This window comes from Microbacterium sp., from assembly GCF_047602155.1.
GTDB lineage: Bacteria > Actinomycetota > Actinomycetes > Actinomycetales > Microbacteriaceae > Microbacterium.
On record NZ_JASGHZ010000001.1, the window covers coordinates 2,035,195 to 2,056,285 of the forward strand.

19 protein-coding genes and 2 pseudogenes are annotated in these 21,091 nt (G+C 71.1%); 18 read left to right on the forward strand and 3 right to left on the reverse strand.

All coding sequences use genetic code 11. The features are described 5' to 3' along the window. Nucleotides 1-115 precede the first annotated feature (115 nt). From argS to QM720_RS09205, 9 genes and pseudogenes are all read left to right on the forward strand, one after another. Entirely contained in the window at nt 116-1,780 is a 1,665-nt protein-coding gene (argS, locus tag QM720_RS09165) for an arginine--tRNA ligase (protein ID WP_415125800.1), read from the forward strand. Between the two features lie 11 nt (nt 1,781-1,791). Further along, entirely contained in the window at nt 1,792-2,676 is an 885-nt protein-coding gene (locus QM720_RS09170; protein WP_415125801.1) for an LmeA family phospholipid-binding protein, read from the forward strand. 373 nt (nt 2,677-3,049) lie between these two features. Further along, nucleotides 3,050-4,504, forward strand: a complete 1,455-nt coding sequence (lysA, locus tag QM720_RS09175) for a diaminopimelate decarboxylase (RefSeq protein WP_415125802.1) — start codon at nt 3,050-3,052, stop codon at nt 4,502-4,504. Then, nucleotides 4,501-5,823 (forward strand): homoserine dehydrogenase, encoded by a 1,323-nt coding sequence (locus QM720_RS09180; protein WP_415125804.1) that lies wholly within the window; start codon nt 4,501-4,503, stop codon nt 5,821-5,823. The genes lysA and QM720_RS09180 overlap by 4 nt, the downstream gene beginning before the upstream one ends. Nucleotides 5,824-5,851: 28 nt before the next feature. Then, nucleotides 5,852-6,922 (forward strand): threonine synthase, encoded by a 1,071-nt coding sequence (gene thrC / locus QM720_RS09185; RefSeq protein ID WP_415125806.1) that lies wholly within the window; start codon nt 5,852-5,854, stop codon nt 6,920-6,922. Then, nucleotides 6,919-7,850, forward strand: a pseudogene (gene thrB / locus QM720_RS09190) (homoserine kinase). Before thrC ends, thrB begins: the two are co-directional and overlap by 4 nt. A gap of 164 nt (nt 7,851-8,014) precedes the next feature. Next, entirely contained in the window at nt 8,015-9,943 is a 1,929-nt protein-coding gene (gene rho / locus QM720_RS09195; RefSeq protein WP_415125808.1) for a transcription termination factor Rho, read from the forward strand. A gap of 4 nt (nt 9,944-9,947) precedes the next feature. Then, entirely contained in the window at nt 9,948-11,027 is a 1,080-nt protein-coding gene (gene prfA, locus QM720_RS09200) for a peptide chain release factor 1 (RefSeq protein ID WP_415125810.1), read from the forward strand. 123 nt (nt 11,028-11,150) lie between these two features. Beyond that, on the forward strand, nt 11,151-11,555 hold the full coding sequence (locus QM720_RS09205) for a hypothetical protein (RefSeq protein ID WP_415125812.1): 405 nt from the start codon (nt 11,151-11,153) through the stop codon (nt 11,553-11,555). A 163-nt stretch (nt 11,556-11,718) separates the two neighbouring features. Here QM720_RS09205 and epsC read toward each other — a convergent pair whose 3' ends face one another. From epsC to cysK, 3 genes are read right to left on the reverse strand one after another with little or no spacing between them, the layout of a single operon-like run. After that, complete coding sequence (gene epsC, locus QM720_RS09210; protein ID WP_415125814.1) at nt 11,719-12,300, reverse strand: serine O-acetyltransferase EpsC; 582 nt, start codon at nt 12,298-12,300, stop codon at nt 11,719-11,721. Then, nucleotides 12,297-12,482, reverse strand: coding sequence for a hypothetical protein (locus tag QM720_RS09215; protein ID WP_415125816.1), 186 nt, complete (start codon nt 12,480-12,482; stop codon nt 12,297-12,299). Before QM720_RS09215 ends, epsC begins: the two co-directional genes overlap by 4 nt. An 8-nt stretch (nt 12,483-12,490) precedes the next feature. Next, nucleotides 12,491-13,429, reverse strand: a complete 939-nt coding sequence (cysK, locus tag QM720_RS09220; RefSeq protein WP_415125818.1) for a cysteine synthase A — start codon at nt 13,427-13,429, stop codon at nt 12,491-12,493. A 100-nt stretch (nt 13,430-13,529) separates the two neighbouring features. Between cysK and prmC the strand changes: the two genes are divergently transcribed. The 9 genes and pseudogenes from prmC to atpA all read left to right on the forward strand — a co-directional run bounded on the left by prmC (nt 13,530) and on the right by atpA (nt 21,084). Then, nucleotides 13,530-14,387 carry a peptide chain release factor N(5)-glutamine methyltransferase gene (gene prmC, locus QM720_RS09225; protein ID WP_415125820.1) on the forward strand — a complete coding sequence of 286 codons (858 nt, stop codon included), beginning with the start codon at nt 13,530-13,532 and terminating at the stop codon, nt 14,385-14,387. A 28-nt stretch (nt 14,388-14,415) separates the two neighbouring features. Continuing rightward, nucleotides 14,416-15,119, forward strand: a pseudogene (locus tag QM720_RS09230) (L-threonylcarbamoyladenylate synthase). Continuing rightward, on the forward strand, nt 15,116-16,294 hold the full coding sequence (locus tag QM720_RS09235) for an MraY family glycosyltransferase (protein WP_415125822.1): 1,179 nt from the start codon (nt 15,116-15,118) through the stop codon (nt 16,292-16,294). The pseudogene QM720_RS09230 and the gene QM720_RS09235 overlap by 4 nt, the downstream one beginning before the upstream one ends. 1 nt (nt 16,295) lies before the next feature. Next, entirely contained in the window at nt 16,296-16,748 is a 453-nt protein-coding gene (locus tag QM720_RS09240) for a hypothetical protein (RefSeq protein ID WP_415125824.1), read from the forward strand. Nucleotides 16,749-16,932: 184 nt separating this feature from the next. Next, nucleotides 16,933-17,757, forward strand: a complete 825-nt coding sequence (atpB, locus tag QM720_RS09245; protein WP_415125826.1) for a F0F1 ATP synthase subunit A — start codon at nt 16,933-16,935, stop codon at nt 17,755-17,757. Nucleotides 17,758-17,795: 38 nt separating this feature from the next. After that, a complete protein-coding gene (gene atpE, locus QM720_RS09250) occupies nt 17,796-18,014 on the forward strand; it encodes a F0F1 ATP synthase subunit C (RefSeq protein ID WP_415125828.1) in 219 nt (72 codons plus the stop codon). A 28-nt stretch (nt 18,015-18,042) separates the two neighbouring features. Then, a complete protein-coding gene (locus QM720_RS09255; protein WP_415125830.1) occupies nt 18,043-18,600 on the forward strand; it encodes a F0F1 ATP synthase subunit B in 558 nt (185 codons plus the stop codon). Beyond that, on the forward strand, nt 18,600-19,388 hold the full coding sequence (locus tag QM720_RS09260) for a F0F1 ATP synthase subunit delta (RefSeq protein ID WP_415125832.1): 789 nt from the start codon (nt 18,600-18,602) through the stop codon (nt 19,386-19,388). Before QM720_RS09255 ends, QM720_RS09260 begins: the two co-directional genes overlap by 1 nt. 55 nt (nt 19,389-19,443) lie before the next feature. Next, the gene (gene atpA, locus QM720_RS09265; protein ID WP_415125834.1) at nt 19,444-21,084 is read left to right on the forward strand and encodes a F0F1 ATP synthase subunit alpha; all 1,641 of its coding nucleotides are present in this window, start codon (nt 19,444-19,446) and stop codon (nt 21,082-21,084) included. Nucleotides 21,085-21,091: the final 7 nt, after the last annotated feature.

Consider the following 21,091-nt stretch of genomic DNA (forward strand, 5'->3'; position numbering starts at 1 on the left):
AATCGGCAGCAGCAGTCTCGGTGCACGGATGCTGTCTCGCGGGCGGATGCCGCGCGCAGGCGCCGAGGCGGATGCCGCGGGCGCCGCGATGCGGCGCCCGTAGACTTGTCGGGTTATGAACCCTGATGCGCTCTCCGCCGCCCTGCTCGCCGTCATCGCCCCGCTCGCCGAGGCGCGGCGCCCCGGCGCGAGCGACGCACTGACGGCGGACGACCTCCCGCTGGAGCGCCCGCGCAATCGCGACCACGGCGACTGGGCCTCCAACGCCGCGCTCAAGCTCGGCAAGAGCCTGGGCGCGAACCCGCGCGAGTTCGCACAGCAGATCGCCGACGCGCTCGCCCAGACCGACGGCATCGCGAGCGTCGAGGTCGCCGGCCCCGGTTTCATCAACATCCGGCTGGAGGCGGGCGCCGCCGGTGCCCTGGCGAAGACGATCGTGGATGCCGGCGCCGCCTTCGGCACGAACGACAGCCGCGCCGACGAGGTCATCAACCTCGAGTTCGTGAGCGCCAACCCGACCGGCCCCATCCACCTCGGCGGCACGCGCTGGGCGGCCGTCGGCGACGCGCTCGCCCGCATCCTCGCCAGTCAGGGCGCCCAGGTCACGCGGGAGTACTACTTCAACGACCACGGCGCGCAGATCGACCGCTTCGCCCGCAGCCTCGTCGCCGCCCACGAGGGCCTCCCGACGCCCGAAGACGGCTACGGCGGCGATTACATCCACGACATCGCCGCGCGCGTCGTCGCGGCCTACGACGCCGACATCGACGCCCTCGACCCTGCCGCGAAGCAGGAGGCGTTCCGCGAGATCGGCGTCGGCCTCATGTTCGCCGAGATCAAGCAGAGCCTGCACGAGTTCGGCGTCGACTTCGACGTCTACTTCCACGAGAACGACCTGCACGACTCCGGCGCCGTCGCGCACGCCGTCGAGCGCCTCCGTGAGCTCGGCCACATCTTCGAGCTCGACGGCGCCGTGTGGCTGCGCAGCACCGAGTTCGGCGACGACCGCGATCGCGTCATCATCCGCTCCAACGGCGAGCCGGCCTACTTCTCCGGCGACCTCGCGTACTACCTGAACAAGCGCGAGCGCGGCTTCAACCGCTGCATCATCATGCTGGGTGCCGACCACCACGGCTACGTCGGCCGCATGCAGGCGATGTGCGCGGCGTTCGGCGACGTGCCGGACGTCACCCTGCAGATCCTCATCGGGCAGCTGGTCAACCTCGTCAAAGACGGCCAGCCGGTGCGGATGTCCAAGCGCGCCGGCACCGTCGTCACGCTCGAAGACCTCGTCGAGATCGTCGGGGTGGATGCCGCCCGCTACGCCCTCACTCGCAGCTCGGCCGACTCGAACCTCGACATCGACCTCGATCAGCTGCAGAAGCGCACCAACGACAACCCGGTCTTCTACGTGCAGTATGCGCACGCCCGCACGCACAACGTCGCGCGCAACGCGGCATCCCTCGGCGTCGACCGCGGTGCCTTCGTGCCCGAGCTGCTCGACCACGAGACCGAATCGGCGCTGCTGGGCGGCCTGCAGGAGTTCCCGCGCGTGGTCGCGTTCGCCGCCGAGGTGCGCGAACCGCACCGTGTCGCGCGCTATCTCGAGGAACTCGCCGGCCTCTACCACCGCTGGTACGACAACTGCCGGGTCACCCCGCTCGGCGACGAGGAGGTCACCGATCTGCATCGCACGCGCCTGTGGCTGAGCGACGCCACCGGCCAGGTGCTGCGCAACGGACTGACCCTCCTCGGCGTGAGCGCGCCCGAGCGCATGTGACGGATGCCGGCATGAACAGCGCGACCCCCGACGAGTACCCGACGCTGCCCGATCCGCACACGCAGTGGATGCTGCAGACTCCGGCCGCGCCGCCGACGCTCGTCGCGCCGACGCAGCCCGCGTCGCGCCGGCGCAGCCGGTGGCCCTGGATCGTCGCGCTCGTGGTCGTCGCGGCGCTCGCCGCCTGCGCGTGGGTCGTGGGGGAGTACATCGCCCGGGGCATCGTGGAGCGTACGATCCGTGAGCAGCTGATCGAGAACCTGAACCTGCCCGCCGACCAGCAGATCGATGTGGACGTTCCCGGCGCGATCTTGCCGCAGCTGATCGCGGGCAGCCTCGGGCAGGTCACCGTCTCGTCCGACGACGTACCGCTCGGCGGAGCGGACAGCGGGGCTGCGCTCGCGGCGGATGTCCGCATCGTCGTGGACGACGTCCCGATCCGCGGCGGCGTCGACTGGAGCAGCGCGACCGGGACGATCACGATCGACGAGGCCCAGCTGAACACGCTGCTCGGCACGATCGACGGCTTCCCGATCGACACCGTGACGCTCGACCCGCCCGATGTCGGCATCTCGATGGAGCTCCAGCTGTGGGCGCTGACGGTGCCGGTCGGCGTCGACCTGACTCCGACCGTCGACAACGGCGAACTCGTGCTCACCCCGCAGACGCTGCGGGTGGCCGGCGCCGAGGTGGAGGCATCCGCCCTCGTCGACCAGTTCGGCGCGATTGCCACCACCGTCATCCGCGACTGGCACGTGTGCATCGCGCAGTACTACCCGGCCGGGGTCACGCTCACCGGCGTCGAAGTCACGCGCGATGGCCTCACCGCGACCGTCGAGATCGACAGCGCGATCCTGCGTGACGCCGCCGCCCAGGCCACGGGCACCTGCAGCTGACCCGCGGCGCTCGCGTCGCCGCGGCGCTCGCGTCGCCCGCCCCGCGCTGTCGCCCGCCCGCTCGCGCTGCCGCCCGCCCGCTCGCGTTGTCGCCCGTCTGCTCGCGCTGTTGTTTTCGGCACGCGCTGTTGAAATTTCCGCAGCGCGTGCAGGTTTCGGCAGCGTGAGAGGAGCGGCGCGCGCAGCCGGGCGACGGGCGCAGCCGGGCGACGCGCGCAGCCGGGCGGCGGATGCCGAACCTCCCCGCGAGCGGCCGACGCATGCGCCGGGCGGCATGAGCGGGTGCCATAGACTTTCAGGATGCCCGGCGTGACGCGACCGCCGGCGTCCGAACCCGCCCGATTCTCCGAACCCGCCCGATTGGTGCCCGAACGTGTCCGCCGCCCCTGACCGCCCGCTCGTGCCGGAGTGGCTCCGCGTGCCCGACGACGCGAACCACCTCGTCGAGAAGGTGTGGCCGGCATCCGCCCACCGCGACGAGCACGGCGAACTCGTGATCGCCGGCATCGCGGCGTCGGCGCTGCGCGAGAGCTTCGGCACGCCGCTGTACGTCCTCGACGAGGCCGGGGTGCGGGAGCGTGCCCGCCGGGTGCGCGAGGCGTTCCAGGCCGCCGCGGCCCGCCACGGCGTGCAGGCGCGCGTGTACTACGCCGGCAAGGCGTTCCTGTCGACCGAGATCGTGCGGTGGGTCACCGAGGAGGGGCTCGCCGTCGACGTCGCCACCGGCGGCGAGCTGGCCGTCGCCCTCGCCGGCGGCGCCGAACCGGGGCGCATCGGCCTGCACGGCAACAACAAGTCGGTCGCCGAGCTCGAGCGCGCCGTCGACCTCGGCGTCGGCTCGATCGTGCTCGACTCGATGATCGAGCTCGAGCGGCTCGCCGCCATCATCGAGCGCGCCGGCACGTCGCGCGACGCCGGCGACATCGAGCCGCAGAACGTGCTCGTACGCGTCAACAGCGGGGTGCACGCCGAGACCCACGACTTCCTCGCGACGGCCCACGAAGACCAGAAGTTCGGCTTCGCCCTCGACGACGCGCCCGCCGTGGTCGCCCGCATCCGGGAACTGCCGGGCCTGCGCTTCGTCGGCCTGCACTGCCACATCGGCTCGCAGATCTTCGGCACCCGCGGCTTCGAGGAGTCGGCCGCCCGTCTCGTCGAGCTGCACGCGCAGCTGCTGGCCGGCGGTGAGGTGTACGTCCTCAACCTCGGCGGCGGATTCGGCATCGCCTACACCTCCGCCGACGAGCCCGTCGAGATCGAGCGGCTCGCCGACGGCATCGTCGACGCCGTGGCGCGCGAGTGCGAGGTGCGCGGCATCGCGCTGCCGAACCTCGCGTTCGAACCGGGCCGCACCATCGTCGGCCGCGCCGGCGTCACCCTGTACGAGGTCGGCACGGTCAAGCCGGTGCGCGTGACCGACGACCTCGAGCGCCTCTACGTGAGCGTCGACGGCGGCATGAGCGACAACGCCCGGCCGGCGCTGTACGGCGCGCAGTACTCCGCGCGGCTCGCGTCGCGCACCTCGGATGCCGCCCCCGCTCTCGCCCGCGTCGTCGGACGCCACTGCGAGTCGGGCGACATCGTCGTCGAGGCCGAGTACCTGCCCGGCGACGTGACGCCCGGCGACCTGCTGGCGGTGCCCGCGACGGGCGCCTACTGCTTCGCCCTGGCCAGCAACTACAACTTCGTGCCCAGGCCGCCGGTCGTCGCCGTCCGCGACGGGCAGGCGCGCGTCATCGTGCGCGGCGAGAGCATCGACGACCTGTTGGCGCGCGACGCCGGCATCGCCGCTTCCCGACCCGTCCCGACCCCGGAGGACTCCCTGTGACCGACACCCGCCGCCTGCGCGTGGCTCTCCTGGGCGGGGGCGCCGTGGGCTCCCAGGTCGCCCACCTGCTGCGCGCGCACAGCGACGAGCTCGCCGGCCGCGCCGGCGCCGCGCTCGACCTCGTCGGCATCGCCGTGCGCGACCTCGACGCCCCGCGCGACGCCCCGCTGCCGCGCGAGCTGTTCACGACGGATGCCGAGCAGCTGATCGTCGGCGCCGACATCGTCATCGAGCTCATGGGCGGCATCGAGCCGGCGCGCACCGGCATCCTGCTCGCGCTGAGCTCGGGCGCCGACGTCGTCACCGCCAACAAGGCGCTGCTGGCCACCCACGGCCCGGAGATCTTCGACGCCGCCGACCAGGTCGGGGCGTCGGTGTACTACGAGGCCGCCGTCGCGGGTGCGATCCCCATCATCCGCCCGCTGCGCGACTCGCTCGCCGGCGACCGGGTGCAGCGGATCATGGGCATCGTCAACGGCACGACCAATTACATCCTCGACCGGATGGACCGCGAGGGCAGCGACTTCGCCGCGGTGCTCGGCGACGCGCAGGCGCTCGGCTACGCCGAGGCCGACCCGACCGCCGACGTGGAGGGCTACGACGCGGCGCAGAAGGCCGCCATCCTCGCGTCGCTCGCGTTCCACACCGCCGTGCCGCTGGATGCCGTGCACCGCGAGGGCATCACGCAGATCGACGCGCAGACGATGGATGCCGCCCGTCACGCCGGCTACGTCATCAAGCTGCTCGCCGTGTGCGAGCGCGTCGTCGGCGGCGCGGAGGGCGGCGGTGACGCCATCTCGGTGCGCGTGTATCCCGCGCTCGTCGACCGCGACCACCCCCTCGCCAGCGTGCACGGCGCCAACAACGCCGTCTTCGTGCAGGCCGAGGCGGCCGGCGACCTCATGTTCTACGGCGCCGGGGCCGGCGGCGTGCAGACCGCGTCGGCCGTGCTCGGCGACGTCGTCTCGGCCGCGCGGCGGCACCTCGCCGGCGGCGTCGGCGTGGGGGAGTCCACGCGGGCGAACCTGCCGGTGCTGCCGATCGGCACCCTCACGACGCGCTACCAGATCACGCTGGAGGTCGCCGATCAGCCGGGCGTGCTGGCGACGGTGGCCGGCATCCTCAGCGACGGCAACGTGTCGATCGCGACGGTCGAGCAGACCGTCATCACCGCAGCAGACGGCGCACCGGGAACGGCCCGGATCGTCATCGGAACCCACCGGGCCCTCGAACAGGATCTGGGCGAGACCGTCGACCACCTCGCCGCCAGCGGCGTCGTGGCGCGCGTCGTCTCGGTCCTTCGGGTCGAGGGCGACTGAGAAGGTACACCGGAAGAAGGAGACGGAAATGGCACATCTCTGGCAGGGCGTCCTGCGCGAATACGCCGATCGGCTCGGCGTCACCGACGCGTCGACCGTCGTCACGCTCGGCGAGGGCGGCACGCCGCTGATCCCGGCGGCGGCGCTGTCGCGGATGACCGGCGCCGACGTGTACGTGAAGTTCGAGGGGATGAACCCGACCGGGTCGTTCAAGGACCGCGGCATGACGGTCGCGCTCTCGCGCGCCGTCGAGCACGGCGCCAAGGCCGTCATCTGCGCGTCGACCGGCAACACCTCGGCATCTGCCGCCGCGTACGCGGCGCACGCGGGGATCACGGCGGCCGTCCTCGTGCCCGAGGGCAAGATCGCGATGGGCAAGCTCAGTCAGGCCGTCATCCACGGCGGGCGGCTCATCCAGATCCGCGGTAACTTCGACGACTGCCTCGAGATCGCGCGCGAGCTGGCCGACAACTACCCCGTGCACCTCGTCAACTCGGTCAACCCCGATCGCATCGAGGGGCAGAAGACGGCCGCGTACGAGATCGTCTCGCAGCTGGGCGACGCGCCCGACTTCCACTTCATCCCGGTCGGCAACGCGGGCAACTACACGGCGTATTCGCGCGGCTACCGCGAGGAGGCCGCCCGCGGCGCCGCCACCAGGGTGCCGCGGATGTTCGGTTTCCAGGCCGAGGGCTCGGCGCCGCTCGTGCGCGGCGAGGTCGTCAAGAACCCCGAGACGATCGCCTCGGCGATCCGCATCGGCAACCCGGCCTCGTGGGATCTCGCGCTCGAGGCGCGCGCGGCGACCGACGGATACTTCGGCGCCATCGACGACGACCGCATCCTGGCGGCGCAGAAGCTGCTCGCCGCGACGGCGGGCGTCTTCGTCGAGCCGGGCTCGGCGATCAGCGTCGCGGGTCTGCTCGACCGCGCCGAGGCCGGTCAGCTCCCGGCCGGCGCGAAGGTCGTGCTGACCGTCACCGGCCACGGCCTGAAAGACCCGCAGTGGGCGCTGCGCAACCCCGACGGCACCGAGGTGAGCCCGACCGTCGTCGACGCGACGACCAGCGAGGTCGCTGCCGTGCTCGACCTGGCATGAGCGTGGCACGCACCGTCGCCGTCCGCGTGCCGGCGACCAGCGCCAACCTCGGCCCCGGGTTCGACACCCTCGGCCTCGCGCTGAGCGTGTACGACGAGCTGACCGTCACGGCGCTGCCCGGTCCCGGGCTGGAGATCATCGTCGCCGGCCAGGGCGCCGGCGAGGTGCCGCTGGACGGCTCGCACCTCGTCGTGCGCTCGATGGCGTACGCGTTCGAGGCGGTCGGGCGGCAGCTTCCCGGCATCCGGCTCGTGGCGCACAACACGATCCCGCACGGCCGGGGGATGGGGTCGTCGGGCGCCGCCGTCGTCGCGGGGCTGCTCGCGGCCAAGGGGCTGCTGGAGGGCGAGGTCGAGTTCAGCGACGAGACGCTGCTGCGCCTGGCGACCGAGCTGGAGGGACACCCCGACAACGTGGCGCCCGCGCTGTTCGGCGGCCTCACGATCGCGTGGATGGACGAGACCGGCCCGCAGCACAAGAAGCTCCTCGTGCACCGCGGGGTGTCGCCGCTCGTGTTCGTGCCGGAGTTCACGATGTCGACGTCGGTCGCCCGCGGGCTCGCACCGCTGCAGGTGACCCGCGAGGATGCCGTGTTCAACGTCTCGCGCTCCGCGCTGCTGATCGCCGCCCTCACCCAGAGCCCCGAGCTGCTGCTGGCCGCGACGGAGGACAAGCTGCACCAGTCGTACCGCGCCGCGGCGATGCCGGCGACCGATGAACTGGTGCGGGCGCTGCGCGCGCGCGGTTTCGCCGCCGTCGTCTCGGGTGCGGGGCCAGCGTGCTCGTGCTCGCCGACGGTCCGGGCCGACGCGTCGACGCCGCCGAGGTCGCGCGCACGGTGTCGGACACCCCGTGGGAGCCGCTCATGCTCGCCGTGGACGTCAGGGGTGGTACAGTGAAGAACCATACGGAGGGTGCCACGGCGTGACCGTGAATCTGGCCTCCATCGCATTTCTGCGAACCCCCGCATAACCTCCACGCCTTCTTCGGCTGCCCGCTCCGGGCGACCGCGACGCGCGCGGCAAGGCCGGCGTCCGTCGTGGACGGCGCCCATGCGGACCTGTCCTTTCCACACAGCAAGAGGGAGAACTCGTGGAGTCCGTCTCCGAGATCCAGACTGAGAACACCGATGCCGCGCTCGACGATGCCGCGCCGGTGACCGAAGAGAACACGGCCGAAGAGGCCGCCGCGGAGGCCGCGGAAGCCGCCGAGGAGGCCGCGGAGGCTGCCGAGGAGGCCGCTGACGAGGTCGCCGCCGTGGAGGCCGTCGCCGAGCTCGCCGCCGCGAACGCGCCGGTCGAGGTCGCCTCGGAGAGCCCCGAGCTCGTCCAGGTGCCGACAGAGGCCGCCGCCGAGGAAGCGCCCGCCGCCGAGGCCGCGCCCGTCAAGGCGCCGCGCAAGCGTGCGCCGCGCCGCGCGAAGAGCACCGACGTCGCCGCAGCCGAGCAGGCCGCCGACCAGCCTGCCGCCGACCAGGCCGCCGAGGGCGCCGATGCCGCCGCCGAGCAGCCGGCCGAACCCGCGACGGATGCCGCCACGCAGCCTGCCGAGGGTGCTGAGGCTCCGGCATCCGCCGAGGGCGACACGCCCGCCGAGGGCGAGGCGCCCGCGGAAGGCGAGACGCCGACCCGCTCGCGCAGCCGCTCGCGCAGCCGCAACCGCAACCGCGGCCAGAAGACCGACGGCAACCAGAACGCTCAGAGCGCCGTCGAGGAGACCAAGCCCGCCGACGCCGACGACGAGCAGCAGGGCGCGGCCCGCGGGCGTCAGCGCAACAAGCGCCGCGGCCCGAACCAGACCGGCGACGAGTTCGAGACCGAGATCGGTGAGGACGATGTCCTCATCCCGATCGCCGGCATCCTCGACGTGCTCGACAACTACGCATTCGTGCGCACCACCGGCTACCTGCCCGGCCCGAGCGACGTGTACGTGTCGCTCGGCCAGGTCAAGAAGTACAACCTGCGCAAGGGCGACGCGGTCGTCGGCGCCATCAAGCAGCCGCGCGAGGGCGAGCAGTCGAGCCGCCAGAAGTACAACGCGCTGGTCAAGGTCGACGCCATCAACGGCCTGTCCGTCGACGATGCGGCGAGCCGCGTCGAGTTCGGCGCGCTCACGCCCCTGTACCCGCAGGAGCGCCTGCGTCTGGAGACCGCGCCGGAGAAGCTGACGCAGCGCATCATCGACCTCGTCGCCCCGATCGGCAAGGGCCAGCGCGGCCTCATCGTCGCCCCGCCCAAGGCCGGCAAGACGATCGTGCTGCAGCAGATCGCGAACGCCATCGCGATCAACAACCCCGAAGTGCACCTCATGGTCGTGCTCGTCGACGAGCGCCCCGAAGAGGTCACCGACATGCAGCGCACCGTCAAGGGCGAGGTCATCGCGTCGACCTTCGACCGTCCGGCCGAAGACCACACGACGGTCGCCGAGCTCGCCATCGAGCGCGCCAAGCGCCTCGTCGAGCTCGGCCGCGACGTCGTCGTGCTGCTCGACTCGATCACGCGCCTGGGCCGGGCCTACAACATCTCCGCGCCCACCAGCGGTCGCGTGCTCACGGGCGGCGTCGACGCCTCGGCGCTCTACCCGCCGAAGCGCTTCTTCGGCGCGGCGCGCAACATCGAAAACGGCGGATCGCTCACGATCCTCGCGACGGCGCTCGTGGAGACCGGCTCCAAGATGGACGAGGTCATCTTCGAGGAGTTCAAGGGCACCGGCAACAGCGAGCTGCGCCTTTCCCGCCAGCTCGCCGACAAGCGCATCTTCCCGGCCGTCGACGTCAACGCGTCGTCCACGCGCCGCGAGGAGATGCTGATGAGCCCCGACGAGGTCAAGATCAGCTGGAAGCTGCGCCGCGCCCTCGCCGGGCTCGACCCGCAGCAGGCGCTGGAGGTCATCCTCGGCAAGCTCAAGGAGACGAGCTCGAACGTCGAGTTCCTGCTCCAGATGCAGAAGTCGATCCCGGCTCCGGCTCGTGACACCCACTCCGGCGGGCACAGCCACGGGCACGAGAACAACATCCGCTGAGCGCGTGTTCGAGTCCGTCCAGGGGCTGATCGACGAGCACCGCGCCGTTCAGGAGGAGCTCTCCGACCCGGCCGTGCACGCCGACGCCGCCCGCGCGAAGCGCGTCAACCGGCGCTACGCCGAGCTGTCGCGCATCGTGAAGGCGCACGAGGACTGGGTGGCGGCATCCGACGACCTCGATGCCGCGCGCGAGCTCGCGCGGGAGGACGAGGCCTTCGCCGCCGAAATCCCGGTCTTGGAAGAGCAGCTCGCCCTGGCGCAGGAGCGCCTGCGGCGGCTGCTCATTCCGCGCGATCCCGACGACGCGCGCGATGTCATCATGGAGATCAAGCAGGGCGAGGGCGGTGCCGAGTCGGCGCTGTTCGCGGCCGACCTGCTGCGGATGTACCTGCAGTACGCCGCCTCGCGGGGGTGGAAGACCGAACTGCTGGAGCGCAACGAGTCCGACCTCGGCGGCTACAAGGACGTCCAGGTCGCGATCAAGGGCACGTCGTCCGACCCCGCACAGGGAGTCTGGGCGCACCTGAAGTACGAGGGCGGCGTGCACCGCGTGCAACGCGTGCCCGCGACCGAGTCGCAGGGGCGCATCCACACCTCGACGACCGGCGTGCTCGTCTTCCCGGAGGTGGACGAGCCCGAAGAGGTGCAGATCGATGCGAACGACCTGAAGATCGACGTCTTCCGTTCGTCGGGTCCGGGTGGGCAGTCGGTCAACACGACCGACTCGGCGGTGCGCATCACGCACCTCCCGAGCGGCATCGTCGTGTCGATGCAGAACGAGAAGAGCCAGCTGCAGAACCGCGAGGCGGGCATGCGCGTGCTGCGTGCGCGCCTGCTCGCGAAGCAGCAGGAGGAACGGGATGCCGCGGCATCCGACGCCCGCAGGTCGCAGATCCGGGGGATGGACCGGTCGGAGCGCATCCGTACGTACAACTTTCCGGAGAACCGTATCGCCGACCACCGTACGGGGTACAAGGCCTACAACCTCGATCAGGTGATGGACGGCGCGCTCGCCCCGATCATCGAGTCGGCGATCGCCGCCGACGAAGAGGCGCGCCTGGCCGCCCTCGGCTCCGATGCCTGAGCACGCCGCCGGCGGCTCGGCGCCGGCATCCTCACGCTGTCGTTTTCGGCACGCGCGCCTGAAAGTTCAGCAGCGCGTGCCGAAAACGACAGCGCGAACGAGGGATGCCGCTACGCTCGCGGTATGGTCATGTTTCTCATCCGTGCGTTGATCTTCCTCGTGTCGGCGGCGGTCGGGCTCATCGTCGCCGACCTCGTGCTGCCCGGCTTCACGATCGAGTGGAGCAACCCGGTCGGCTTCATCCTGGCGATCGTGATCTTCGCGATCCTGCAGAGCGTCCTCGCCCCGTGGCTGGCGACCGTCGCGCGCCGCAAGGCCCCGGCGCTGCTGGGCGGCATCGGCATCGTGTCGTCGTTCGTCGCGCTCCTGATCGTCGTGATCGTCCCGGGTGCGGGGCTGACCATCGGCACCCCGTGGTGGACGTGGGTGCTCGCCCCCGTCATCGTGTGGCTCGTGACGGCGCTCGCCACGTGGCTGCTGCCCGCCCTCTTCATCAAGAAGAAGGTGGAAGCCAAGCGCGCCGCCTGACGCCGCGCCGCCTTCATCCGTCACGAATCGCGGCGATCCGGCGAAATGGACGCTGTTTGCGCCGGATGAGGCGGGGCGCGCCGCCTTCATCCGTCGCGAATCGCGGCGATCCGGCGGAATGGACGTCGTTTGCGCCGGATGAGCCCGGCGGACGCCCGGGCGGCTAGATGACGTACTCGGGCGCCTGCAGCAGTGCGGGGTTGTCGTCGCCGCTCGCGCGCTTGCGCGGCTTGGCGGGCACGCCCACGAGCACGGAGTCTTCCGGCGCGTCGCGCGTCACGACGGCGTTCGCGCCCACGACCGTGCCCGAGCCGATGTGGATGGGGCCGAGGATCTTCGCGCCCGCGCCCACGGCCACGCCGTCGCCGAGCGTCGGATGCCGCTTGCCGGCGTCACGCGTCTGACCGCCCAGCGTCACCCCGTGGTACAGCATGACGTCGTCGCCCACCTCGGCGGTCTCGCCGATGACGATCCCCATGCCGTGGTCGATGAAGAACCGGCGCCCGATGGTGGCCCCCGGGTGGATCTCGATGCCCGTCAGCCACCGCGTCACCTGCGACAGGGCACGCGCGGCGAACCGGAAGCCCCGCGTCCACAGCGCGTGTGCGAGGCGGTACGACCAGATCGCGTGCAGCCCCGAGTACAGCACCGCGATCTCCCACTCGCTGCGGGCCGCGGGGTCGCGCAGTTTCGCCGCCGCGAGGTCTTCGCGCACGCGCGCGTACGCGCCGATCCGTTCGCTCATTTCGTGGCTTCCTCCTGCAGGTGCGCGTACAGCGCCGTGGACAGATGACGTTCGCCGGCATCCGGCACGAGATCACGACGATGCGCGAGCACCTCGGCATCCGTCCCGGCGGTGTGCGCGTGCGGGCGCACCGGATGCGTCTCGCCGAACGCGGTGGTGATGTCTTCGTGGATGCCGGGCACGGCCGGGATCAGTCCTCGCGCAGGTCGTCGAACAGCGCGGTCGACAGGTAGCGCTCGCCGGTGTCGGGGAGGACGACGACGATGTTCTTGCCGGCGCTCTCGGGGCGCGCGGCGATCTGCAGCGCGGCCCAGGCGGCCGCTCCCGACGAGATGCCGACGAAGATGCCCTCCTGCGCCGCCAGTGCACGCGCGGTGTCGATCGCGTCGTCGAACTCGACCGTGACGATCTCGTCGAACACGCCGGTGTCGAGGATCGGCGGCACGAAGTTCGGGCCGATGCCCTGGATCTTCGCCGGGCCCGGGGTGCCGGTCGACAGCAGGGGAGAGGCGGCCGGCTCGACGGCGACGACCTGCACGTCGGGCTTGCGCTCCTTCAGCACCTGGCCGACACCGGTGATGGTGCCGCCGGTGCCGATGCCGGCGACGAACACGTCGACGTCGCCGTCGGTGTCGCGCCAGATCTCCTCGGCGGTGGTCTTGCGGTGGATCGCCGGGTTGGCGGCGTTCTCGAACTGCTTCGCGAGGATCGCGCCGGGGGTCTCGGCGACGATCTCCTCGGCCTTGGCCACGGCGGCCTTCATGCCGCCGGCCGGGTCGGTGAGCACGAGCTCGGCGCCGAAGCGCTTCAGCAGCTGGCGGCGCTCGATCGACATCGACGACGGCATCGTCAGGATGACCTTGTAGCCGCGCGCGGCACCCACGAGCGCCAGCGCGATGCCGGTGTTGCCGCTCGTGCCCTCGACGATCGTGCCGCCGGGCTGCAGCGCCCCCGACGCCTCGGCGGCGTCGATGATGGCGATGCCGATGCGGTCCTTCACGCTCGACCCGGGGTTGAAGAACTCGAGCTTGGCGAGCACCGTGCCGGGCAGGCCCGCGCTGACGCGATTGAGGCGCACCAGGGGAGTGTTGCCGAATGCGCTCGTGATGTCGGAGTGGATGCCGGACATGGCCTGCCTTTCATCGGGATGACAAGTCGAACCAGCCTATGCGGCCCGGTTATTCCCGCGCTGAATGTGACGAATCATCACGGCTAGGCTGGCAAGGCTCATGACCTCGACACTGTCCGCCCTGCTGCGCGCCGCCGCGGCGACGCTCGCCGACGCCGGCGTGCCGACCCCGGAGGTCGACGCGGAACTGCTGGCCGCCCACGCCTTCGGCCTCAGCCGGGGCGAGGTGGCGGCGGCATCCATCCGCGGCGACGCGGCCCCCGCAGACACCGCGGCGTTCGCCGAGCTCTTGGCCCGGCGCGCTGCGCGCGAGCCGCTGCAGCACCTCACCGGGCTCGCGCCGTTCCGCCATCTGGAACTGGCCGTCGGGCCGGGCGTCTTCGTGCCGCGGCCCGAGACCGAGCTCGTCGCGCAGCTCGCGATCGACGCGCTCCTGGCGGTGCCGGATGCCGCCCCCGTCGCGGTCGATCTCGGCACCGGCTCGGGGGCGATCGCCCTGGCGATGGCGACCGAGGTGCCGCACGCGCGGGTGTACGCGGCCGAGAGCTCGGCGGACGCGTTCGGCTGGACGCAGCGCAACTTCGCCGCGCACGCACCGCACGCGCACCTGGCGTTCGCCGACCTCGCCGATGCGTTCGCCGACCTCGACGGGACGGTCGCGGTCGTCGTCTCCAACCCGCCGTACGTCCCGGACGACGCGATCCCGCGCGACCCGGAGGTGCGGCTGTTCGACCCGCCCGCCGCCCTGTACGGCGGAGTGGACGGGCTCGACGTCGTGCGGGTGCTGTCGGGCGTCGGGATGCGGCTGCTGCGCCCCGGCGGGACGCTGGTCATCGAGCACGGCGAGTGGCAGGGCGGCCCCGTGCGGGAGCTCCTCACCGCCGACGGCTGGCGCGCCGCGGCGACCCACCTCGACCTCACCCTGCGCGACCGCGCGACCACGGCGCTGCGGCCCTGAGGGGAGCCCGCCGTAGACTGGGACGGTTATGTCCGACCTCTTCGACTGCCGCGATTCGGAGCAGCTGCTGCCCGGCATGCGCCGAGCCCGTCAGGCCATCGCTCGCGGCGAGCTCGTGGTCCTGCCCACCGATACGGTGTACGGCGTCGCCGCGGACGCGTTCAGCCCCGGTGCCGTCGCGGCGCTGCTGGCGGCCAAGGGCCGGGGCCGGCAGTCGCCGCCGCCGGTGCTCGTGGGCAGCCTGGGCGCGATGCGGGCGCTCGTGGCCGAGGTGCCCGAACCGGTCGAACGGCTCGTCGCGCGGTTCTGGCCCGGGGCCTGACGATCGTGCTCCCCGCCCAGCCGTCGCTGTCGTGGGATCTGGGCGAGACCGGCGGCACGGTGGCAGTGCGGATGCCGGCGGAGCGCCTCACTGTGGAACTGCTCGAAGACTGCGGACCGCTGGCGGTCTCCAGCGCCAATCTCACCGGCATGCCCGCCGCGATCGACGTGCATCACGCGGTCGACATGCTCGGCGACGCCGTCGCGGTGTATCTCGACGGCGGGCCGTCGACGCACGGCGTGGCGTCCACGATCATCGACGCCACGGGCCTGGCAGTCGGCGGCGATCGCCCGGTGCGGGTGCTGCGCGAGGGCGCGGTCTCGCGCGCCGCGCTGTCGGAGGTGCTCGGCGACCTGCTCGAGCCCGCCGCCGCCGACGCGCCGCTGCCCGGCGACGGGGCGCGGGAGTGACGGCCTCGCTGGTCATCGTCCTGCTGACGGCACCGATCACCCTGGGCCTGACCTGGGTGGTGTGGCGTCTCGGGCTGCGGTTCAGGCTGTACCCGGAGATCCGCGAGCGTGACGTGCACACGACGCCCAAGCCCCGCGTCGGCGGCGTCGCGATGTTCTTCGGCCTGCTGGCGGCATTCGCGATGTCGACGCAGAGCGAGTGGTTCTCGATCCTGTGGAGCAAGCCCGCGACGGTCTGGTCGATCCTCGGCGCGGCCGCGCTCATCGTCGCGGTGGGCCTGGCCGACGACCTGTGGGATCTGGACTGGATGGTCAAGCTCGGCGCCCAGTTCCTCGCCGCCGGCATCGTGGTGGGGCTCGGCGGCGTGCAGATCTTCTTCCTCCCGTTCGGCGGGCAGATCGTCGTCTCCAGCTGGATCAGCTTCACGCTGTCGGTGTTCGCGATCGTCATCGTCATGAACGCGGTGAACTTCATCGACGGACTCGACGCACTCGTGGCCGGGGTCGCGCTCATCGCGAACGCCGTGTTCTTCGTGTACACCTACCTCGTCATGCGCGACCAGGGCTACGCGAGCTATTCGAACCTCGCCTCGTTCCTGGCGGTCGCCCTCGTCGCGGTGTGCATCGGGTTCCTCCCGCTGAACTGGAACCCGTCGAAGCTGTTCATGGGCGACTCCGGAGCCCTGCTCATCGGCCTGCTGATGGCGACCTCGGCCATCCTGTTCACCGGCGGGCTCGACCCGAACCTGCTGGGCAACAACGATCTGTTCGGCCGTTCGCAGCTGCTCGGTGCCTTCATCCCGATCCTGCTGCCGGTGGTGGTCGTGCTGCTGCCGCTGCTCGACTTCGCCATGGCCGTCGTCCGCCGGCTCGCGCGCGGCTCCTCGCCCTTCTCGCCCGACCGCGGGCACCTGCACCACCGCATGCTCGACATGGGTCACAGCGACCGCGATGCCGTCCTCGCGTTCTACGCCTGGACCGCGGTCGTCTCGATCGGCGTGCTGCTGATGTACATCGGCACGGCGCAGGACTGGCCCGGCGGCTACCTCATCGGCATCGTGTACGTGCTGATCGGCGTCGCCGCGTGCCTCGTCGTCACGCTGCTGCCATCGCCGACGGATGCCGGCTCCCGCCCCGACGACTCTCCCTCGACCCCCGCCGCCAAGGAGGCCTGACATGACCACCACCTCTCCCGGTCCGAGCCCCGTGATGCGCGCCACGTTGACGTGGTCCGTCATCGTCGTGGGCGCCCTCGCGGTGATCGCCGCGCTCGTCGGCTGGCTGGTCGACGGCACGAATGGGCTTCTCAGCGGCGTGGCCGGCGTCGTGGTGTCGGGGCTGTTCCTGGGGCTGACGGCGCTCATCGTCGTGATCGCCGAGCGCACGCCCCAGGGCGACCCGCGCTTCTTCGTGATCTTCATCAGCGGCTGGCTCGTCAAGCTGCTCGTCTTCGTCGGCATCATGATCGTGCTGCGGATGCAGACGTGGGTGAGCCCGTACGTGCTGATCTTCTCGCTCGTGGCCGCGGTGCTGGCCTCCCTGATCGTCGACGTCGTCGCCTTCGTGCGCACCCGCGTCCCGTATGTCGGCGACGTGCCCCTGCCGGGGCCGGATCAGCTCGACGAGTAGGTCCGTCGATTTGCGCGGGCGCACCCGATTCTTGGTAGTGTGGAGGGGCGAGCGCGAGCCTCAACCGCCCCGGCCTGCCCAGGCCCATCGGGTTGAGAATCGTTGCATCCTTTCCCACCGCACGCACGTGTAACCCATCGTCGCACCGGCCTGTGCCAGTGCCCCGACAACGGAGCCGATCCAGTTGATACATGCCGCCTCGCTGATCGCCCGATTCGCAGCCAGCGACGGTGACAGCGGTTTCGAGGGTCCGTCGATCGACGAGTTCTTCCCGTCGGCGCTGCTGTTCGAAGGCACGCCGTTCGAGATCAACCGCCTCATGGCGATCCGCATCCTCGTGACGATCGTGCTCGTGCTGTGGCTGTGGCTTGCGACCCGTCGCCTGCAGATCGTGCCCACGAAGGCACAGGCGGCGTTCGAGTCGATCTTCATGTTCGTGCGCCAGGGGATCATCTACGACACCCTCGGCGAACAGCGTGGACGCCGGTACGAGCCGATCATCATGACGATCTTCTTCGTCACCCTCGGCATGAACCTCACCGGCACGATCCCCGGCCTGCAACTGGCCGGAACCGCGGCGATCGGCCTGCCCCTGATCATGGCCCTCGTGGCGTGGGTGATGTTCATCTACGCGGGGCTGCGCGAAAAGGGCGCCGGATACTGGAAGCACGCGCTGGTGATCCCCGGCGTGCCGCCCGTGCTGCACATCCTGCTCGTGCCGCTGGAGTTCCTCTCCACCTTCATCGTGCGCCCCGTCACGCTGACACTGCGTCTCACGATGAACATGATCGCCGGGCACATCCTGCTCGTGCTCTGCTTCACGGCGACCCAGTTCTTCTTCTTCACGGTGCTCGCCGACGGCAACCTGCTGGGTCTGCTCGGCGTCGGGACGTTCGCCTTCGGCATCGTCTTCACCGTGCTCGAGCTGTTCGTCGCCGCACTGCAGGCGTACGTCTTCGCCATCCTCTCCGCCATCTACATTCAGCTTTCGGTCGCCGACGAGCACTGACGGCGACCGCTGCACGACCACCCTGAAAGGAACCACCCGTGAATATCACTGGACAACTCGCCCCGCTCGCCTTCGGTCTGGCCGTCATCGGCTCGGGTATCGGCGTCGGCTACGTCATCGGCAAGACGATCGAGTCGGTGGCCCGTCAGCCCGAGATGCGCGGCCCGCTGAGCAGCCTGATGTTCCTCGGTGTCGCGCTCACCGAGGCCCTCTGCTTCATCGCGATCGGTGTGGCGTTCATCCCCTTCCCGTCTTGATCAGGCCCCCGGCCCTCAAGGAGTCTGAATGAACACCGCACTCGTCGTGGCGGCGGAAGAGTCGACGCACAGCCCGATTCTTCCCTCGACCCCCGACCTGATCTGGGGCACGATCTGCTTCGTGATCGTGCTGGTCGTCGTGCTCAAGGCGGCGCTGCCGCAGATGAACGCCATGCTCGCGGCCCGCAAGGACGCGATCGAGGGCGAACTGGCGCGTGCCGCCGAGACGAAGCAGCGCGCCGAGGCGGCGCTCGAGCAGTACACCGCACAGCTCAGCGATGCCCGGCGTGAGGCCGGCGAGATCCGCGACGCGGCCCGCGCCGACGGAGCCAAGATCGTCGCCGAGGCGCGCGAGATCGGCGCCACCGAGGCCGCACGCATCTCCGCGAACGCGCACTCGCAGATCGAGGCCGAACGTCTGTCGGCCCTCTCGTCGCTCAAGACCGAGGTCGGCACGCTCGCCCTCGACCTGGCCGGCGGCGTGATCGGCGAGTCGCTGAGCGATGACACGAAGGCGCAGGCCGTCGTCGACCGCTTCCTCGCGGAGCTCGAGGCCGCGCCCGCGGGCAAGACGCAGGAGTCGTAATGGGAAGCGCGACCACGCGAGCGCTGGCGACATCGGCGGCGGCGCTGTCCGAGGCGAAGGGCGTCACGCTCGGCACCGCCGGCGAACTGCTCACCGCCGCGGCGCTGCTCGATGAGAACCCCGCGCTCAGCAGTGCGCTCGCCGACCCCGGGGCCGGTGCGCCGGTGCGGCAGAAGCTGTCCGCCGACGTCTTCGCCTCGTTCGGCGCCGTCACCCGGTCGGTCATCGCCCAGGTCGCCGCCGAGCGCTGGTCGTCGCCCTCCGACCTCGTCGACGCCGTTGGCGAGCTCGGCATCCGCGCGGCGGCGATCGCCGCGCCCGAGACCGACATCGAGGGCGAGCTGTTCGCGGTGACGCGGATCATCTCCGGCAACCCCGAGCTCGAACTGGCGCTGGGCAGCCGCCTGGGCGACGGCGCCGCCAAGGCGGCCCTCGTCGAGAAGCTGCTGGGCGGCCGCGCCGGTGCGGCGACGACGCTCATCGTCTCGTCGCTCGTGCAGCACCCGCGCGGACGGCGGGTGCACCGGCTGCTGAACCGTGCCATGCGCATCGTCTCGGCCCAGCGCGACCGGCTCGTCGCGACCGTGCAGACGGCGACCGCCCTGTCCGACGCGCAGGCGACCCGGCTGCGCGAGACGCTGACGCGTCGGTACGGCTCTCCGGTCGCGCTCAACGTCGTGCTCACCCCGGCGCTCGTCGGCGGCCTGCGCGTGCAGATCGGCGACGACGTCATCGACGGCAGCGTCGCGGCACGCCTCTCCGACCTGCGGCTGCGGCTGGCGGGCTGATTCAGAATTCTGCGCGGAGCATCCGCGTCCACTCACGTACACACAAAGGAAAACCATGGCAGATCTGACCATCAGCCCCGACGTCATCCGTGACGCGCTGAAAGACTTCGTCGCCGCCTACGAGCCGGCCGGCGCCGCCGCCACCGAGGTCGGCACCGTCGTCGACGCCGCCGACGGCATCGCGCACGTCGAGGGTCTTCCCGGCGTCATGGCGAACGAGCTCGTCCGCTTCGACAACGGCATCGAGGGCCTCGCGCTGAACCTCGACGAGCAGGAGATCGGCGTCGTCGTGCTCGGCGACTTCTCCGGCATCGAGGCCGGCCAGAAGGTCACCCGCACCGGCGAGGTGCTGTCGGTCGCCGTCGGCGACGGCTACCTCGGTCGCGTCGTCGACCCGCTCGGCAACCCCATCGACGGCCTCGGCGCGATCGCGACGGAGGGTCGTCGTGCGCTCGAACTGCAGGCGCCCGGCGTCATGCAGCGCAAGAGCGTGCACGAGCCGATGCAGACCGGCATCAAGGCCATCGACGCGATGATCCCGGTCGGCCGCGGTCAGCGCCAGCTCATCATCGGCGACCGCCAGACCGGCAAGACGGCCATCGCGATCGACACGATCATCAACCAGAAGGCCAACTGGGAGTCGGGCGACGTCGACAAGCAGGTGCGCTGCATCTACGTCGCCATCGGTCAGAAGGGCTCGACGATCGCCTCGGTCAAGGGTGCGCTCGAGGATGCCGGCGCCATGGCGTACACGACGATCGTGGCGGCCCCGGCATCCGACCCGGCCGGCTTCAAGTACCTCGCGCCCTACACCGGCTCGGCCATCGGCCAGCACTGGATGTACGGCGGCAAGCACGTGCTCATCATCTTCGACGACCTGTCCAAGCAGGCCGAGGCCTACCGCGCCGTGTCGCTGCTGCTGCGCCGTCCGCCGGGCCGCGAGGCCTACCCCGGCGACGTCTTCTACCTGCACTCGCGTCTGCTCGAGCGTTGCGCCAAGCTGAGCGACGAGCTCGGCGCGGGGTCGATGACGGGCCTGCCGATCATCGAGACGAAGGCCAACGACGTGTCGGCCTACATCCCGACCAACGTGATCTCGATCACCGACGGCCAGATCTTCCTGCAGTCCGACCTGTTCAACGCCAACCAGCGCCCCGCGGTCGACGTGGGCATCTCGGTCTCGCGCGTCGGCGGTGACGCCCAGGTCAAGTCGATCAAGAAGGTCTCCGGCACGCTCAAGCTCGAGCTCGCCCAGTACCGCTCGCTCGAGGCCTTCGCGATGTTCGCGAGCGACCTCGACGCCGCCAGCCGTCGTCAGCTCGCGCGCGGTGCGCGCCTGACCGAGCTGCTCAAGCAGCCGCAGTACGACCCGTACCCGGTGGAGGAGCAGGTCGTGTCGATCTGGGCCGGCACGGGCGGAAAGCTCGACACCATCGAGGTGGAGGACGTCCTGCGCTTCGAGCGCGAACTGCTCGACCACCTCAAGCGCAACACCTCGATCCTCGACACGCTGCGCGACACCAACGTGCTCGACGACGACACCGCCGCCGAGCTGGACAAGGTCACCGACGCGTTCCTCCTCGAGTTCCAGGGCGGCAAGGGCCAGGCGATCGACAACCCCGGTCACGAGGAGTTCGCCGCGGCCGCCGCCGAAGACGTCGACCAGGAGCAGATCGTCAAGGGCGTGCGCCGCTGAGCGCCTG